The following is a 17,360-nucleotide window of genomic DNA, read 5'->3' as shown; positions in this document are numbered from 1 at the left end:
TATGAATTCGTTGGTAGTTTTTCTGATTTTAGTACATTCTAAAAAAGAAAATTGAATTTATTTTCATATCATAAAAAGGGTTCATAATGAAAACGTTGACTCTTTTTTTTATTTTTCGTTTTTTCGCACAAACAGAAGAGCAGGATTTATTTTCATCAGTAGTATATGTTGAAACTTACGGATACAAATACAATTATGAATTTCCATGGCAAAGACCTTCAATACAGCAAAATACAGGAAGTGGTTTCATCATCGAAGTTCAAAATCGAAAGTATATCTTTACGAATGCTCATGTGGTGAGTAATGCCATCCAGATACGAGTTAAAAGAGCGAACCAAAGTTCTTTTTCTTTTGCAAAAGTGGTTCATATCGCTCATGATTGTGATCTTGCTTTGTTGGACATTGATGAAAATCTGAGCTCAAGAGAAAATTTTTATGATAACGCAAAGGCATTATCCATCGGTGAAACTCCGCAAATTAATTCACCCGTGATTGTGGTTGGCTATCCAATTGGAGGAAAAAGAATTTCCATTACGAAAGGGATTGTATCACGAATTGATTTTGATACCTATACTCATAGTGGGATTGATAGTCATTTGATTTTACAGGTGGATGCAGCGATAAACCCTGGGAATTCAGGAGGTCCTGCCATCCAGAATGGTAAAGTTGTGGGAATGGCTTTTCAAGTTTTACGCTCGGGAGAAAACTTGGGATATTTAATTCCACCACCAGTTTTAAAAAAGTTTTTGCGCGATATTCAGCTGGATAGCGCTTATGATGGTTATATTGAATTGGGAGTTTTGACTCAAACCACTGAAAATCCTATGTTAAAAAAGGCTTTGAATCTTCCTAAAAGATATCAACAAAATGGTTTGTATGTTTATGACATTTTACCAGGATCAAGTGCCGAAGGATTTTTAGAACAAGGTGATGTAATTTTAGAAATCCAAGGATATCCTATCACAGAAAATGGAGAAATTTTTTTGAATGGAGAATATCGTGATTATATAGAATTAGTAGATAATTTAGAAAAAGATGAAAAGATCCAAGTCAAAGTTTATCGAAAGGGAAAAGTAATCGATATTTCCTTTCCTGCAAAGATTACCCATGCTTTGGATTTCCAAAGAAAATCATACGATTATCCTCCTGTGTATGTTTTATTTAGTGGGTTGGTATTTCAACCCTTAGAGGCAAATTTATTAAATGCCTTTTCTTCTAAATGGCTGGAACACCAACGTTCAGAGATTTTTTATTCTTACTACTTCGCTTTACAAAATCAGAGAGGAATCCACGATCAAATCATTATCTTAAATAACATCTTGCCGTTTGGGGATAATCAAAAACTTCGATTCTACCTATATAAAATTTTACACAAAGTCAATGGTAAAGAAATAAAAAACCTAAAGGAACTACATGATCTTCTCCATGAAGAAACCAAAAGAAAAAAGTTTATTGTATTTGAGTTTTTTGAAGAGAGTTTGCCTATGATTCTTTCATCAGAAAAACTTGTAGAAAATCATCAAAGAATCATGAAGTTCTATCAAATACAAAATGATCATTTTATAAAGGATAAAAGATGAGAGTTTTCATTTTTTTGGGGAATTTTTTTGTTTTTTTTGTTCTTTTTGTTAAAGGATTGTTGTCTCAGGATTTCATTTCTTTCTTGGAAACATTTTTGATAGAAATCCAATATTCCACCGTTCGTTATAACAAAACTCAGCCATGGAAAGTGGAAGTAGGGGATGATTATCGACAATATGGGATTTTGATCGACTCTCAAATGGTTTTGACTCAATGTGATGAGCTACCACACGCAATCACAATCCATGTAGAATACAAAAAAAAGCGGTATGTTGGAACATTGGAATTTGCAGATTTTGAGATTAATTTTTGTATCATTAACGTAAAAGGGCTGGAGGTTAAAGATTTTCACTGGCGTAAAATCCCATTTGGAGTAGAACCAAGTATCAAGCAAAATATCCAAGTAGCATTTTATGAAAATCAAAAAATCACAACGAAAAATTTTGTAGTGAGTGAATACAACCTCACTTCTGATTATGGTTTCACAAGGCTTCCCATATTTTCGGTTGCAAGTTCAGAAAGTTTGATTGTTGGTTCGATTGCTTTTGTAAAAGATAAAATTATTGGTTTTTTTTCTTACAAAGGAGAAAAAAAATTACACTTTGTTCCGGTATCCCGCATTGTTCATTTTTTGGAAACATACTCAAAAAAGACTTATCAAGGTTTTGTCGTTGGAGGTACTCAACTTGAACCTCTAAGAGATGATGCTAAGATTTACTTTGGATTATCTGAAGAAGATCAAGCTTGTATGATCAAGGAAATCCTTGTAGGGTCTAGTGCATATGGATTTTTGAACGTAGGAGATGTGATTTTAGAAATAGATGGCATCAAACCAAAAATGGATTGTCTCTATGATGATCCTTTGCTGGGATTGCAAGATTGGGAACTTTTGTTCTCAAGAAAGACCGATGGCAGTTATCGAAAACCAGAAGAAAAAATCAAAGTAAAACTTCTCCGTCAATTCAAACCTATGGAAGTAGAAATTGTCTTGCGATCTTTTTTTGCATCAACCAGCCACCCTGAGAGAATACCCTGGAAGGTTTATGGAACTCAACCCTACATCGTAATCTTAGGATTTGTTTTTATTGAACTCAGTCATTCTTTTTTGGTTGAAAGGTTTGGGAAGCAATGGCGTAGTAGGGCAATTGAATTAGCATTTCTATATGATACAAAAAGGCATTATAAAGATCACAATGAAAAAGACAAGGTTGTGATTATCTCTGATATATTGCACCATCCTGTTAATGTAGGCTTAAATAACTTTCAGTTCAAGCCTATTGCAAAGATAAATCGAAAGCCTATCTTCAACCTAAAACATTTCTATTCCATCATCCAAGAACATCAAGAACAGATCATTGAAATCGAATTTTCAGATAAAAGAAAACTATACTTGGATCTCAGCAAAAAAGAAGAACATCAACAAATTTTGAAAACCTACCAAATCCCAAAAGATGTTTTTTTAAACTAATGCTGGATTTGGATTTGGATTTGGGTCTTAAAGTTATCCCTTTGAAAGAGAGGATGTAGGGTTCCGTTTTTGTTTATGAAGTCATATTGATATAGTGGCATTTCTATAAGGGTCTTTAAGACTATGCTTCGACTTTGGAGTTGAATCCCTGGGGTAAAGAATATTTTACCGTATTCGATGATGGGTTCTCGAAGATCCCATGTTTGTGATGTAAAACGTTGCTCATTGGTGAAACCAAAGAAAGTATATAAATGTCGATTCTTTTGTAAAGGGATGTAGTATGACAAAGAACTTCGGAAAAACAGAGTTCTTTGATGAGTCTCCCATGGAAGTTGATTTTCATGGTAATAGGGAAGAAAAGTGAAATCAAATTTTCCTAATCTATTAAAATTTTGAAAGGACCAGCTATCCATTAGGTTTAGATATGTTAGAAATTCGTTTTGATTTGGAGCGTATGGAAGATTGTATAATGTAGGTAATTCGAAAAAAAGATCACCTTTCGTTGTTTTTGGTTTTTGTACATTGTTAACTAAAAATTCTTTTTTTATCGTAACCTCGAGTGGTTGAGTGAACTTCAAAAAAGGAATTTCCCCCCATAAAACATTGAAACTGAATATAAATAATAATAGGAACTTATATTTTCTCACTCAAACAAACATACAAAATTTTTTTTTCTTGTCAATACCTTTTGATTTCTAAATTCGTATGAAACTTTTTTAAATAACATATGCAAAATCTATATATAAAAAACATTTTTATAGTTTTTGTTTTAATTTTTACGATTTTGTTTAGTCTGATACTTTTGAACTTATTTTCTTTTTTCGCGTGCACTAAGCCTTTGAATAAAACGCTTTGGCTAACAAAAGAAAATGGTTTTTCTTACTTTCCTTATGATAATCCAAACCAGCAAAAATGGTTTAAAGCAACTTTTCATATGCATTCTGAGAGTTTACTTCATTATGAAAGACACTCAATCGAGTCTTTATATAAAGTTTATCGAGAATTTGGTTTTGATGTGATTTCGGTTTCGGATTATAACCATATTTTTTATCCTGATTTTCTCGGTCATGAGGTTGAGTCCTACATCCCAGTCTATGAGTGGGGATTAAATAACAAAAAGCAGCATTTTCTGTCAATTCAGGCTTCTTTTGTTGTTCCTGATCTTTTTCCTTTTTTTCGTTCGCTTGAGAATCTGCAATGGTCGATTTCCCAAATCCGACGTGGTTCTACTTTTGTTGTTTTGAATCATCCTAAGTTGCTAAATGGATTTACCGCTGATATGATTGTTGATTTGGAAGGATTTCAAGCCATGGAGGTTTTTACCCCCTTTGGTGATAGTTTAGACTTATGGGATGAGGTATTATCAAAGGGAAAACCTGTTTTTTCTTTTTCATCGGATGACTTGCATGTTTTTTCAAAAGAAATCATCGATACGTATTTAAATGAATCGTTGTTTAAAACTTTATGGAGGGAATGGCTTTTTTTCAATGAAGATTATGGGAGTGAAGCGTTGAAGCGTTATCTTTTGATAGAAGCTCCCACACCAAAAAAAGAAGATATTCTCAGAAGTCTTTGCAAGGGACGCTACGTGGCTGTAAAACAAAACTTTCCAGAAACTAGCTTTGCTTTTCCTCTAAAAGAAATCATATCAAACGAAAATGTTTTTTCGATTACTTTCAAAGAACCTGTCCAAAAGATTTCTTTTAAAACCAAACATAATCAGACAATCATTGAATTTCATAACCAACAGCATGGAAAAATCAACCTCAAAGGTTTGAATTACGAGTTTATTCGAATCGAGGTTTTCGATCTTCGTGGGATTCTTATAACCAACCCAGTTTTTCGATTAAACAAAGAAATTCCTAATTTTTGTGAGGTTCAATAAACTATAACAAACTCTTCTTTTTTGAATTTATCAAAAATCCAGCCTTCTTTATGAAGGATTTGTTTGTCTTTATGGATGATGTTTTTAAATATTTCGAATTCGCTTTTCAAAAGTAAGAAGCAATTATTTTGCGTTGTTAGTTGGGGAGCTCTTTTTATATAATCTTGTAGAACGTGAATCTTTTGATATTTTTCTTTTATTTTGTTTAGAGAGTCATCTTTCACATAATACCAAACAATACCGGGTAGTCGTATTTGATTTGAAATGAAGACGTTTTTATCCTCACAGTGCCTTTGCAAAAAAGAACCCAATACTTTTGATGTTTTTCTCATGTCGGAGGTGAAGAATAAAAATGTTTGAATGGCAACTACGGCAAGCATCACTCGAACCAAAAGGGAAGGGAAAGATATAGGATTTTTTACCAAAAAACGTAAAATCCAAATCCAAAGAACCACATAAAAAGCTAAGATATATGAAGGTAATTTTGATGGAAGAAATTCATAAACAAAATACAAAGAAAAAAAGGCACTTATCTCATAAAGGATTTTGTTGGAAAGATTGACTTTTTTGTTTTTGGTAAAGAACTTGATTTTTTTCAGAATATAAAAAAAACTTGATTTTAAAACTTTAAAAGTTTCTAAACTCCAAGGAAAAGAAGCTATCAGGATTGAGAGAAAGTAATAACCTGGTGGACCCGTTTGACCAAACACAGAGCCACCCACTCTCTTGAAAATATACCAATCCAGAAACCAAATTACAAACTCACGTTGATTGCTTTGATATAGATATAAAAACCAAAAGGATATGGGTAAAATTGAAAATATAAAAATGATAATTATTTTATAAATATTTTTTAATACATCAAATTTTTTTTTAGCGATAAACAACAAAAAAATATAAAAAATATTAATCAATAAAAAATTAACAAGTATGACTGGACCTTTGATTAAGGTTCCTATGATCAAAATGAAAATCAAAATAAGCCCAAGACTTATTTTTTGAGCTCCATCTTTTTGATACCAGGCATAATTAACAAAAATCATTAAAAACTGAAAAAACAAAAGAAGGAAATCAGTCAGAGCAATCCTAACATAGGTATTTATGATCAAAAAAGAAAAGAAAACCAAAATCCCCAAAACGAAAAAATCAATCTCTCTTTTTCGAAAGTAAATCCTCAAGGCAATAGGCAGAGAAATCAAAAAAAATAAAGACAAAACTAAATTTATAAAACGAACGGCAAACTCGTTAACACCCCAAAGTCGATAAGAATTCTCGATAAAAAAGAACAAAAGTGGAGGTTTACGATGAGGTTCTGATAAAGGAAAATTAGGGATAAATTGATGATCAGGATGAATCAGAAAGTGTAGTCCAAAACCTGCATAGGCTGCTTCATCTTGCTCCCACAAAGGTTCATTTATATCTTTCAAAATGAAGACAAAAACCAACGCTAAAAGAAAGATATACTTTTGATTTATTATTTTCATGGATAAATTTCAGAGATACGAAGGGGGACATCATTTTCGTTATTTAGGGTAACTTTCCCTTGGAGTTTTACAGGTTTATCAAAAATGATCTTTCCGTTGATTGTTAATTCAGTGCATTCTTTTAAAGAAGGGATGAATTGGAAGTAGTTTTCAAAATCTTGAATATGATCGTATTCACGACTAAGTTTGACGATGGGTTCACTTTTTATAGAAGCATTCATTACCAAAGCGAATTTTTCATCAAATTCATAAACATCACTTCGTTTAATTAATAAGTCATTACACTTTTTTACAGGGGCAAAACGACTTCTTGGGACCCGTATTACTTTTGTTTTGGGAAATTGTCCAATGGCGGAACCCATAGCAGTTTCTAATTGGAACACAGAAACTCCATCAACTTCTTTGGGATTTACAATCAAGCTTAGTTCTAATTGTCCTTGTTGTAAGAGTTTGTTTAAAGACTTCAGATTCACCCAAAGGTTATTGATGTTGAAGTCTTTAAATCTTGTTGTATCTTCGAAGTCTTTTTTATTCTCAGGTGGCACTTGGGCGGTTTCCAGTAGCTCTATCCTTTGGGTAAGTTTATTGCGAAAGAGGATACCTCCTTTAATGTCTGCAGGGGTTTTTAATGTCACTTCACTAATAAAATCCAAATTTTGATCTATCATGTAGGCTAAAATTGATGGTTCAAATGTAGCTCCTAAATTGTCTCCATTGGAAATGAAGGCATATTCAATCCCCATAGATAATAGCTTATCTAAAATCCCAGAAATTTTTAATGAAATATAAACATCTCCATGACCAGGAGGACACCAGTCTTTATTTTGTGTGCCATCACCTATGGGCTTCAAGCTCTTTTGTTCGATTCTTGGAACTTGGTTTTGTATAAAACTTTCTGGAAGATTTCTTGAGGAATTGATTCCTCGAATGCCAGCATATTTTAGGGTATCTTCGTGAGTATTAAAAGAATTCATAAAAAGTAGAGGAACCTCTATTTCGGTGGATTTTCTTAGGATTTCGATTTGTTTTATGATCACATCCAAAAAGGTCAAGTTGTCTTTGATTTTGAGTAAAGTTTTTGCTTTGTTTAAACCCATGGATGTTCCTAAGCCACCATTTAGTTTGATTAACACAATTCTACTAATAATTTCTTTCGTTAGCTCAGAATGATAATCTAATTGATAGGGTAGTTTTTCTAAATCAATTAGGTCATTTTGACTTAACTCTTCTACGTATTGAAAATTCATTAAACCAGATTCTCCTGAATAAACTCGATGAACTTTTTTTATAAAATCTTCAATAATAAGAGGATGAAGATCTTTTGATTTCATTCGGTGTTCGATTTCATTTTTGATGTTTTTGAAATTAAGGTCTGAATATTTAATCATTTACATCCTCTTCGTTGGAATTATGAATCTTGAATTTTATTTTTGTTAAACTTGCAAGTAAAATGCAACTCACTATGTCAAAATTCTTCGAAATCTTGACGTGATAAAGTATTAAACTTTTTTAACTTTGTATTTATTTGAGAATTAATTAATAAGCGATAATATCTATGGTCGAGAAAGATACTTTAAACATTTTGATAGCTGATCCTGACGAAGAATTCGCTGATAAACTTAAAAAAAAATTAGAATTTTGGTTCAGGGAATTTGTCTTAGTTTACACTACCACAGAAAAAGAGCAAATTATACCTATTTTGCAAGGTAGAGAGATAGACTTTTTGATTACAGAAGTAGAATGGGGGATTGATCCTGCTGATTTCATCGATAGTTTAGTGAATGAGCCAGTTATCGCAGAAACAATGGTGGTAGTGATATCAAATTATTCTGAAATCATGTTTGAAAACTATGTTTATAAGAACGGCATCATAGAATTTTTCCATAAAAAGAACTTAGATTATTTTCTGTTGGAAAACAAATTAAGAAACTATTTTCGAATCCAATTTAATAATAAGATATTATTTAAACAAATTAGTGACTCGATCCGAAGTTTACAGATTGCGAGAGGCATTTCAGAAGAACAAATCCAAGAACTCAGGGAAATGGTTATCATTATGAAAGAAGAGTTGGAAAGAGAATACAAAAACAAGATTCGCTTAGAAGAAGAAAAAAAGAAGATTCAAACCATTTTTGGACTTTATGTGGATCCCAATATTATAAACGGAATAATCAGTGGCGAAATACCATTAGAACAAAAAGGTGTAGAAAGAGAAATCAGTGTCCTTTTTGCTGACATTCGTGGCTATACGGCGATTGCAGAGAAAATGAAACCTACGGATGTCGTTTCGTTTTTGAATGAATACTTTACCGCCATGACGGAAGTAATTTTGAGCTTCAATGGTTTGATTGATAAGTATATCGGAGATGCCATTATGGCGATATTTGGTGCCCCACTACCAAATGAAGCCCACAGGGATTTAGCATTACAAGCAGCTATGGAAATGCAGAGTGTTTTTGAATTGTGGAATCAAAACTGGAAGCGAACCTATGGTATCGATGCTAAAATGGGTATTGGCGTTGCATCAGGTGTAGCTACTTTGGGGAATTTTGGATCCTTCCAAAAGCTGTCCTATACTGCCATCGGAGATACCGTCAATATCGCAGCTCGATTAGAATCGATTGCAGGACCTAGTGAAGTTTTAGCAAATGAAAATTTAGTTATGTTTTTATCTGATGAAATCAAGAAAAGATACCAATTCGAAGAAATCCCTTCTATTGAGCTCAAAGGAAAGATTGAAAGAATCAAAGCTTATAGAGTTAAGTAAACAAAATACTTTTATATAGTTCATTTTCTTTGATGTATTTTTGAATTTCATTGAGTTGGATTTTGGATAATTCACCTTTTAAGTGTAGATCGATCTCTTTGTATTCTTTTTCATGAATTTCTGTATACAATCCAAAGCCTGCTTTTCGAACCAAAATATCAGCGGCAGTTAAAATAACTCCCAAAGTACTTTTTTCTTCTAAAGGTAAATGTCGTTCTTCGATGGTTTTTACAACAAAGCTGGGTAATTTCCAAAACTTCGATGCTTCATACCCCATTAGGGTATGATCCACCCCGAACTTTTCTATTTCAATCCATCGTATGTCTTTTTTGGTTTCGAGGAATTCTCTTAAAACTTCAACATACTTTTTGCGATCAATCATGTTGAGAATTACCTTGCCTATGTCTTGTAGGAGACCTCCAATCATCCCTTTATCAATCTCTTGTTTTCCTAAAAACTGTTCTGTTAGTTTGGATCCATAAATGGCAGTAGCGATAGAATGTTGCCAAACTTCTTCTCGAAATTTTCGATAGTTTCCATGAGCAAAAATGGAATCATTCATGGCAACCACAATCATAGAACGAATCAAGCGAAAACCCAAACGAGCAATGGCATTTTGTAATGACGTGATTTCGATCCCACGATTGTAGAATGGGGAATTTGCAATTTTGATGATTCGTGAAACCAAAATCTGATCTGTCTGGACTAGTCTACTCAGTTCTTTGAAGCTCAGCTCATTGTCATCAGGAAGTGCCATTACTTGTATGAGAACTGGAGGAATAATGTTTAAGTCTTTGACTTGGATTAAATATTCATTTAATTTCTCACGGGATGGTTGGTATGTATTTGTTTCCATTTCTTATTACCATATAAAATGCTTGTAAAACACAATCAATAATATTTACTTATTTTATAATGAAAAAAATTTTATTAGTAATAAGTATATCATGTTACAATCTTGTTATAACTTCATGCAAAAAATCGTCAGAAATGTTTACAAAACCTGAAGAACCATGTAAAAAATCCATACTAAACGTTGATTACTCAAAGATGAGTTGTGTGCCAGCAGGGTATGTGGTGTTGGGATCCAATCGACCTTCAATCGATGAAGACACAGGAAAGGTTGTTCATGATACTTTCCCTGAGCATCAAGTTTATTTGACCTCTTATTGGATTGATCAATATGAAGTTACTTATGGTGAATATCAGGAATGTGTAAAAGCAGGGATTTGTTCTTTTGCAAAGCCTAATTATCAAGGCTTTTCTGATCCTATGCAACCTATGGTGGGAGTAAATTGGTATCAAGCTCATGAATATTGTCGATGGAAAGGAAAGCGATTACCGACAGAAGCAGAATGGGAAAAAGGAGCTCGTGGCGAAAAAGGAGAAATTTTTCCATGGGGAAATGAACCAGCAGATTGTCAAAAGGCAGTAATCAAAGAAAATGAGAAAACAGGCTGTGGCGTTGGAACCACTTGGAAGATAGGAAGCAAAGGTGCATTTCGTTATAATTTATATGATATGGCAGGGAATGCATGGGAGTGGGTTCATGATTGGTATGCGGAAAATTATGAAATATGCGGAATGGATTGCCTTTCTCATCAACCGAAAGGACCATGTCAAGGTGAAATGGAATGTTATTCAAAACGAAAAATTGTAAAAGGTGGTTCTTGGTGGTGGAAAGGAGAATACGCTCAAGGCTATAACCGACGGGCTCATTTTCCCAAAAATCAACCTTTTCATCACTTTGGATTTCGCTGCGCTGTTGATGGGGAATGAATTATTTTTGGGATATTGTGTAATAGTACTTTAGGATTTTTTCGATCCCAACTCGATGGATACGGTTCATCTCTCGATGGAAACGAATTGCCCAGTCATATAAAATCCTTTTATCACGATTGCTTAAGTGTTGTAGGTGACCTTGGAAAAGATTCTCTAATCTTTTTCGAGAATGATAATGTACCTTCTCCTGGATTTCTTTAATCATGGGTGATGACATAGAAGTAATCCATACCGTTTCTACTCGATAAAAAGAATCTTCTAAAACTTCTAACGCATTTTTAGCTGCTTCTTCTCTTCGTTTCTTGTTTTTTTCTAATTGTTCCTTGATGGATTGGAGATCTACTACTGTTACGTTAGATAAAGTCTTTACTTCCTCTTCTACATCACTCGGGATTGCTAAATCCATAATGACTAACTTTTGCTTCTTGATCTTCGAAACTATTTCTTTTGTCAAAATGGGGTATGTTGCAGAAGTGGCGGTCACAATTGCACAAATTGGTTGGGAGTATATTTTTTGAAATCTTTCTTGATCTAAAAACACATCCAATCCAATTGTATCAACATTAAGTCTTACTGCTTCTTCTTGTATTTTTTCGAGGGTTCGGTTTACCCAAATGACGTTACTCCCATTCCATTTTTTGATATATTCAACACTTGCTTTGCTGATAGGACCTGATCCAATAACAACAAAGAGTTCTTCTTTGGCTGCGAAACCTCCTAATTTTTCTTCTAAGTTTCTTATGCTTAAAGATGATATTGATAATGGTATATTGGATGGTATATGTTTTCGTATTTCCTTACTTTCACGAAAGATGGATTGCCAAAACTGATTCATAACAGAATCTAAGAGCTGGTTCTGGAAACTCTGTTTTACTGCTTCTTTGAGTTGGTATCGGATTTCGGTTTCTCCCAGAACCATGGATTCTAAACCCGCAGCAAGTTTTAAAAGATGTAATGCAACAGGTCTTCCCGTAATGTGTTCAGGTTGAATAGGGATTTTGGGAAAGTTTTCTAATATATAATGATAAAATGCTTTGTGGTTTTGAGGATCATGGATTTTGTAAATAACTTCAACTCGATTGCATGTAGAAAGAAAAACAAAACTATCAATCTTATAAGGAGATCGCTGGATGATTTCTTTTACTTTGGAGAAATCCAAGCCTTCTTTCCAAGGGGTTAAGAGCTCCAAACTATCCATCATTTCATGACTTACTTTGATGACGCCTAAAGAGTTCATATGGTTCCTTTTTTGGCTTTGATATAGTTTTATTCCAGATTTTATCATATGAAAAATTAAAGTTGTCATAATGTTGTCAAAAGGAAAATTTTTCGCTAAAATTGAGACTCATTTTTATTTTTGATACCCACTTAGAAAATCCAAAAAACGAAAAAGTATTCCATTCGAAGTTGGAATATGGATCATGGATTCTTCGATATTGAAAGGTTTAATATAGGTTTGATTTAAAGCGTTCAAATCACTTTTCGAATGATGATATAATTTTTGGATGCTATCTAAGTTAGTTTCTAAGTGAAACTGAAAAGCCCAAACGTGATCTTGATATACGAAGCCTTGATGTTGGGTTGCATCGTTATAAAACAAATGTTTGGAACCATTCGGGTTATCAAAAGTATCTCCATGCCAATGGAATGCATGGAATACATCAGGAAAAATACCGTATTTCTTTGCTTCATCAGTGGAGTTGACTATATGCCATCCGATTTCTTTGTGATGATTTGGGTATACTTTCGCACCCAATACTTCCGCTATTAATTGAGCTCCGAGACAAATACCCAAAATCTTTTTTTGTTGTTTAATAATTTTCTCGAGAAAGTATTTTTCTTGCTTCAACCATGGATATTGGTCATCTTCATAAACACTCATGGACCCCCCCATGAAGATAAAAAGATCATAATCATCAATATTTGGGAAGATTTGATTTTGATAAATATGGAAACCATTTATGATATAATTTCTCTCTTTTACCCAATCGAAAATCGCTGCAGGATCTTCGAAATCAACGTGTTGAAAATAGCATATTTTCATATGAAAACAAAGTAATAAATTTTATCTAAGCTCTCTGAAAACGAAATTTTTTTGTAATCCTAATAACTTCTTGAAAAAAATTCGAGTAAAAACTTCTGCGCCATATTGGTTTAAGTGAATTGTATCATAAAAGTAAGTCAAGTTTTCTTCATCATCCAAAACAAAACGTAAATCCAATAATATGACATTTGGATTTAACGAAAAGAGAGTCTTTTTCCAGAATTCAAATTTTTCTTCTTTTCGAAGATTTTTTGCAAAAAAGGAATAGGGTGGGAAAACAACAATCAAACCTAAATTTTGTTCTTGAATAATTTTATATAAATTAGAAAGTCTGAGGATAAATAGCCTTTCTTTTTGTTCTCGTTCTGGTTCGTTCATCAATTCAATTTCCGAAAGTCTGCATGTATCGAGAACGGCTTTTCTGTGAGGTTCATCAGTTATTTGGATTTGGTTTTGAAAGAAAGGGATTCCCTTCGTTGCATTCTCTATACATTCATGAATCGTTTTTGCATAGATCCCAATGCTATATTTTGCATCATTGATATAGGGATATAAGCTATTTGATTTTTCTTGGTGTTTTTTGATGCTCTTCCATCTGCCAAAAGGATTCAAAAGAAAATCCTTTAAATCTTGTTGGTAAGTGAAAATCTTCACATAGAAAAATCGATAGTCCTCAAAAGTGATTTGATATTCATTTTTTTTCAACAACTCCATTGTTTTTTGGAGCTCAAACTGAGCTAACATGGAACGATTGGCAGTTTCTAAATTGCGGCTTTGTTGCCATGGAAAATCCAAATCAGCAAAATGTATAATGTATTTAATCTGCGGATGATATTGAAGGGTATATTCCAAAAGTAGAGTTTGGGTTTCTAAAAAAGCTGCTTGTGTTGCAATGCTCTGGAATTTCCAGTGGAGGTCATTAGCTTGTGCTAAATCATTCAACAAATCTAAAAGTATCCCTTGATGAGGAACGGAAGTACCTACAATGAGGAAATTGGGTTTTATTGGGGATGTTTTGATGATGTGTTTGATCCTCAAAATATTTGCTGCATAGGATTGGGGTTTGAGAAAAAAATCATACCAACCCAATCGAAGAAAGATTTCTAAAAAAACAATTAAACTGATGGGGATTAAAAAATATCGACTCAAAAGAAACTTCCACAACTCCTGCCAACGACTCTTCATTCGATAAACTTTTTTTTTGACTAATTATAGGTCAATATCTACTCTAACATCAGGTTGGGTTGACACTTGACAAAAAAAGAAAAAAAGTTTCTTTATTCTCATGATGAAAAGTGATACTTATAATCCTTTACTTCATCTTCAACCACATCAGCCGATTGATTTTACAACAATCATTGAACGAAAAGGAATGGATTTTCTACCCACATTGGAACATTATGAAAAGTTAGCAAAAGAAAGAATCCAGAAAATCAAAAACAATCCAGAAGTTCCTGATTTTAATAATACCATCTTGGCTTTGGAGGTGGCTCCCCAAGAGTTGTTTGAGGTTCATTCCATTTTTCAAGTTTTATTTAATGCAGAATGTATTGAAGAAATCCAAGCAATAGCTCAAGAAGTTTCCACGTTTTTAGCAAGGTTTTCTAATGATGTTTTTTTAGACGAAGAGTTATTTCAAAAAGTTGATTATGTTTATCAAACCAAAAAAGGAGTTCAAAACAAAGAACAAGAACGACTCCTTCAATACTACTGGAATCAATTCAAAAGAAATGGAGCTTTACTTCCGCCAGATCAAAAACAACAACTTCGACAAATCGATGAAGAATTAGCAAAACTTTCTCCAAAATTTTCAGAAAATGTTCTGAAAGCAACAAATGCTTTTGAATTACATCTTACCAGCGAAGAAGATCTGAAAGGGTTACCAGAATTCCTGAAAGAAAAAGGCAAAGAGAACGCAAAAAAACGTAACAAAGAGGGCTATGTTTTTACCCTCCAATTTCCTGAGTATTTACCATTTTTGACCTATGCAGAAAAAGAAGAACTTCGAAAAAAACTCTATCTTGCTTATCGTAGTCGGGCTTTACAAGAAAATTTTGACAATCGTCCTATCATTAAGCGTATTTTGGAACTCAGAGAGAAAAGAGCTAAGCTTCTTGGATATCAAAATCATGCAGAGTATGTATTAGAAGAACGAATGGCAAAAACCCCTAATAACGTTTTTGAGTTTTTAGAAAAACTCTATCAGTATGTTTATTCCAAAGCCAAAGAAGAACTACAAGAATTGGAATTATGGGTTAAAAAAAATTTCCCCGAAAAAGAAAAACTTCATCCTTGGGATTATCGTTTTTATTCGGAGAAATACAAAAAAGAATTATTTCAATTAGATCAAGAAGCTCTAAGACCTTATTTTTCTTTAGAAAATGTGATTGAGGGGATTTTTTTGGTGGCAAACAAGCTTTATGGACTTTCTTTCCAAAGAAACGAGAACATTCCTGTTTATCATCCAGAGGTTCAAGTTTATGAGGTTTATGATGAAGATAAGAAATTTTTAGGATTGTTTTATTTTGATCTATTTCCCAGAGAGACAAAACGAAGCGGTGCATGGATGACCACTATTAGAGAGCAAGGTTTGTTTTTTGATGAAGTGATACGCCCTCATGTTGGGATTGTTTGCAATTTTACAAGACCCACAGAAACCAAACCTTCTCTATTGACTTTGGAAGAAGTGGAAACATTATTTCATGAGTTTGGTCATGCACTGCATGGACTTTTTTCGAATGTTACATATCGAAGTTTAGCAGGAACAAATGTCTATTGGGATTTTGTAGAGCTCCCTTCTCAGATCATGGAAAATTGGCTACGAGAGAAAGAAACTTTGGACCTTTTTGCTCGCCATTACCAAACCAAAGAACCTATTCCACAAGAAATCTTAAATAACATAAAAAAATCAGAAACATTCCATGCAGGGATACAATTTCTCACTCAACTTCAATATGGTTTTTTGGATATGTATTTTCATACGACACCATATGAAGAGATTACCGATATCCAAGAGTTTGAACGAAAAGTCACAGAAAAAACACGATTATTTGAAGAACCAAAAGAACTATGTATTGCCACAAGTTTTTCTCACATCTTTGCTGGGGGTTATTCTGCAGGGTATTATTCCTACAAATGGGCAGAAGTCTTAGAGGCTGATGCCTATCAGTTCTTCAAAGAACAAGGCATTTTCAATCGTGATGTTGCAACACGCTTTCGAAAAACCATCTTAGAAAAAGGAAACACAGAGGATCCTCTCGTCCTCTACGTACAATTTCGAGGAAGAGAACCCCAAGTGGAATCCTTACTCAAAAAATTCGAATTATTGAAGGAAGACACCCGAATGGCCGGGTAAAAGATCCTCTCGCAAAAAGGAAATTTCTATCTTTTGAGGTTGGATAACTAAAAAGAACGTTTCTTCTCGAAAGGAGTGGGCTTGAACATTTCCATCTAAGTTTCGATAGAGGGGGATCTTGATTTGGTATTGGTAATAGTAAATCCATCCTTGAGGACCTATTTTTCTCAAAATACGTTTTCCTTTTGGAGCATAATGAATTTCCCATGAGGGTGATTGTTCTGGTCTTGGAAAGATACTATCGATTAAGGTTTTGGCAAGGTTTTTCCCTTCTTCGTAAGAGGGTGGTTTATTAGGCTTTGCCCACAAAACTACACAAGAAAAGAAAAAAATACTAATGACCTTCAAACTCACAGATTGTAAAAACAGGAACTTTAGCTTGTTCTTGAATTTTTTTCGAACCCCCAAGGTCAGGTAAATCCACAATGGCAGCGACTTCCACGACTTCACCACCTAACCTACGGATGAGTTCAATCCCCGCAAGCATGGTTCCACCAGTGGCTATCAAATCATCTATGATAACTACCCGATCTCCTTTTTTGCAGGCATCAATATGAATTTCGATTTCTTCTTTTCCATATTCGAGTTCATATTCTTGAGAGATGGTTTTCCACGGGAGTTTTCCTTTTTTACGAATGGGAACAAAAGAAACATTCAGGGCATAGGCAATTCCAACCCCAATCAAAAAACCACGAGCATCAATTCCAGCAACGACATCAATTTTTTTGTCAATATACCTTTGTACGAAGGCATCCATGAAACCTCTAAGAGCTTTTGGGTCTTGAAATAGGGGAGTAATGTCCCGAAACATCACGCCTTCTTTTGGCCAATTAGGAATGGTTCGGATTTTTGTTTTTATATAGTCAGCAGTTACAGAATGCATGCTGTAAATTTTTTTTTACATAAATAAAATCAAGTAAATCTTACTGTAATTTGAGTTATATCAAAAAATTGATTTGTGAGTCAAAACATGATTTGACGAAGTTTTTCGACA

At 33.6% G+C, this 17,360-nt stretch carries 15 protein-coding genes; 6 read left to right on the top strand and 9 right to left on the bottom strand.

Annotation, left to right across the window (positions count from 1 at the left end):
- Window positions 1-86: 86 nt before the first annotated feature.
- Window positions 87-1,580, top strand: coding sequence for a serine protease (locus NZ853_04960; GenBank protein ID MCS7205025.1), 1,494 nt, complete (start codon window positions 87-89; stop codon window positions 1,578-1,580).
- Window positions 1,577-3,049: a hypothetical protein gene (locus NZ853_04955; GenBank protein ID MCS7205024.1), complete on the top strand. Its 1,473-nt coding sequence runs from the start codon at window positions 1,577-1,579 to the stop codon at window positions 3,047-3,049. Before NZ853_04960 ends, NZ853_04955 begins: the two co-directional genes overlap by 4 nt.
- Here the strand turns inward: NZ853_04955 and NZ853_04950 are convergent.
- A complete protein-coding gene (locus NZ853_04950; protein MCS7205023.1) occupies window positions 3,046-3,627 on the bottom strand; it encodes a hypothetical protein in 582 nt (193 codons plus the stop codon). The two genes, NZ853_04955 and NZ853_04950, sit on opposite strands and share 4 nt — an antisense overlap.
- Window positions 3,628-3,776: 149 nt before the next feature.
- Between NZ853_04950 and NZ853_04945 the strand changes: the two genes are divergently transcribed.
- Entirely contained in the window at window positions 3,777-4,934 is a 1,158-nt protein-coding gene (locus NZ853_04945) for a hypothetical protein (protein ID MCS7205022.1), read from the top strand.
- Here NZ853_04945 and NZ853_04940 read toward each other — a convergent pair.
- Window positions 4,928-6,418: a glycosyltransferase family 39 protein gene (locus NZ853_04940; protein ID MCS7205021.1), complete on the bottom strand. Its 1,491-nt coding sequence runs from the start codon at window positions 6,416-6,418 to the stop codon at window positions 4,928-4,930. The two genes, NZ853_04945 and NZ853_04940, sit on opposite strands and share 7 nt — an antisense overlap.
- Complete coding sequence (locus NZ853_04935) at window positions 6,415-7,806, bottom strand: UTP--glucose-1-phosphate uridylyltransferase (GenBank protein ID MCS7205020.1); 1,392 nt, start codon at window positions 7,804-7,806, stop codon at window positions 6,415-6,417. The genes NZ853_04940 and NZ853_04935 overlap by 4 nt, the downstream gene beginning before the upstream one ends.
- Before the next feature lie 167 nt (window positions 7,807-7,973).
- Between NZ853_04935 and NZ853_04930 the strand changes: the two genes are divergently transcribed.
- Window positions 7,974-9,185, top strand: coding sequence for an adenylate/guanylate cyclase domain-containing protein (locus NZ853_04930; protein MCS7205019.1), 1,212 nt, complete (start codon window positions 7,974-7,976; stop codon window positions 9,183-9,185).
- Here NZ853_04930 and NZ853_04925 read toward each other — a convergent pair.
- Entirely contained in the window at window positions 9,178-10,041 is an 864-nt protein-coding gene (locus NZ853_04925) for an HDOD domain-containing protein (GenBank protein ID MCS7205018.1), read from the bottom strand. The genes NZ853_04930 and NZ853_04925 overlap by 8 nt on opposite strands.
- A gap of 134 nt (window positions 10,042-10,175) precedes the next feature.
- Here NZ853_04925 and NZ853_04920 point away from each other — a divergent pair, with 134 nt between their 5' ends.
- Complete coding sequence (locus NZ853_04920; GenBank protein ID MCS7205017.1) at window positions 10,176-10,964, top strand: formylglycine-generating enzyme family protein; 789 nt, start codon at window positions 10,176-10,178, stop codon at window positions 10,962-10,964.
- Between the two features lies 1 nt (window position 10,965).
- On the opposite strand, the gene NZ853_04915 is transcribed toward NZ853_04920, so the two are convergent.
- From NZ853_04915 to NZ853_04905, 3 genes are all read right to left on the bottom strand, one after another.
- Complete coding sequence (locus NZ853_04915; protein MCS7205016.1) at window positions 10,966-12,204, bottom strand: hypothetical protein; 1,239 nt, start codon at window positions 12,202-12,204, stop codon at window positions 10,966-10,968.
- Between the two features lie 114 nt (window positions 12,205-12,318).
- Window positions 12,319-13,011, bottom strand: a complete 693-nt coding sequence (locus NZ853_04910) for a type 1 glutamine amidotransferase (GenBank protein ID MCS7205015.1) — start codon at window positions 13,009-13,011, stop codon at window positions 12,319-12,321.
- Between the two features lie 21 nt (window positions 13,012-13,032).
- Window positions 13,033-14,196: a hypothetical protein gene (locus NZ853_04905; protein MCS7205014.1), complete on the bottom strand. Its 1,164-nt coding sequence runs from the start codon at window positions 14,194-14,196 to the stop codon at window positions 13,033-13,035.
- Between the two features lie 100 nt (window positions 14,197-14,296).
- Between NZ853_04905 and NZ853_04900 the strand changes: the two genes are divergently transcribed.
- Window positions 14,297-16,366: a M3 family metallopeptidase gene (locus NZ853_04900; GenBank protein MCS7205013.1), complete on the top strand. Its 2,070-nt coding sequence runs from the start codon at window positions 14,297-14,299 to the stop codon at window positions 16,364-16,366.
- Here the strand turns inward: NZ853_04900 and NZ853_04895 are convergent.
- Both NZ853_04895 and NZ853_04890 read right to left on the bottom strand, forming a co-directional pair.
- Window positions 16,334-16,720, bottom strand: a complete 387-nt coding sequence (locus tag NZ853_04895; protein ID MCS7205012.1) for a hypothetical protein — start codon at window positions 16,718-16,720, stop codon at window positions 16,334-16,336. The genes NZ853_04900 and NZ853_04895 overlap by 33 nt on opposite strands.
- Window positions 16,701-17,249 (bottom strand): adenine phosphoribosyltransferase, encoded by a 549-nt coding sequence (locus NZ853_04890; GenBank protein MCS7205011.1) that lies wholly within the window; start codon window positions 17,247-17,249, stop codon window positions 16,701-16,703. The genes NZ853_04895 and NZ853_04890 overlap by 20 nt, the downstream gene beginning before the upstream one ends.
- Window positions 17,250-17,360: the final 111 nt, after the last annotated feature.

It is taken from the genome of Leptospiraceae bacterium (assembly GCA_025059995.1).
In the GTDB taxonomy this organism is placed as follows: Bacteria; Spirochaetota; Leptospiria; order Leptospirales; family Leptonemataceae; genus SKYB61.
The sequence above is the reverse complement of the archived record's forward strand: the minus strand, read 5'-3'. Positions and strand labels throughout refer to the sequence as shown.

Excerpts from the sequence above, each read along its gene's own strand:
- NZ853_04960 (MCS7205025.1), top strand. The coding sequence starts at position 87 with ATGAAAACGTTGACTCTTTTTTTTATTTTTCGTTTTTTCGCACAAACA.
- NZ853_04955 (MCS7205024.1), top strand. The coding sequence starts at position 1,577 with ATGAGAGTTTTCATTTTTTTGGGGAATTTTTTTGTTTTTTTTGTTCTT.
- NZ853_04945 (MCS7205022.1), top strand. The coding sequence starts at position 3,777 with ATGCAAAATCTATATATAAAAAACATTTTTATAGTTTTTGTTTTAATT.
- NZ853_04940 (MCS7205021.1), bottom strand. The coding sequence starts at position 6,418 with ATGAAAATAATAAATCAAAAGTATATCTTTCTTTTAGCGTTGGTTTTT.
- NZ853_04935 (MCS7205020.1), bottom strand. The coding sequence starts at position 7,806 with ATGATTAAATATTCAGACCTTAATTTCAAAAACATCAAAAATGAAATC.
- NZ853_04930 (MCS7205019.1), top strand. The coding sequence starts at position 7,974 with ATGGTCGAGAAAGATACTTTAAACATTTTGATAGCTGATCCTGACGAA.
- NZ853_04925 (MCS7205018.1), bottom strand. The coding sequence starts at position 10,041 with ATGGAAACAAATACATACCAACCATCCCGTGAGAAATTAAATGAATAT.
- NZ853_04920 (MCS7205017.1), top strand. The coding sequence starts at position 10,176 with ATGTTTACAAAACCTGAAGAACCATGTAAAAAATCCATACTAAACGTT.
- NZ853_04915 (MCS7205016.1), bottom strand. The coding sequence starts at position 12,204 with ATGAACTCTTTAGGCGTCATCAAAGTAAGTCATGAAATGATGGATAGT.
- NZ853_04910 (MCS7205015.1), bottom strand. The coding sequence starts at position 13,011 with ATGAAAATATGCTATTTTCAACACGTTGATTTCGAAGATCCTGCAGCG.
- NZ853_04905 (MCS7205014.1), bottom strand. The coding sequence starts at position 14,196 with ATGAAGAGTCGTTGGCAGGAGTTGTGGAAGTTTCTTTTGAGTCGATAT.
- NZ853_04900 (MCS7205013.1), top strand. The coding sequence starts at position 14,297 with ATGATGAAAAGTGATACTTATAATCCTTTACTTCATCTTCAACCACAT.
- NZ853_04890 (MCS7205011.1), bottom strand. The coding sequence starts at position 17,249 with ATGCATTCTGTAACTGCTGACTATATAAAAACAAAAATCCGAACCATT.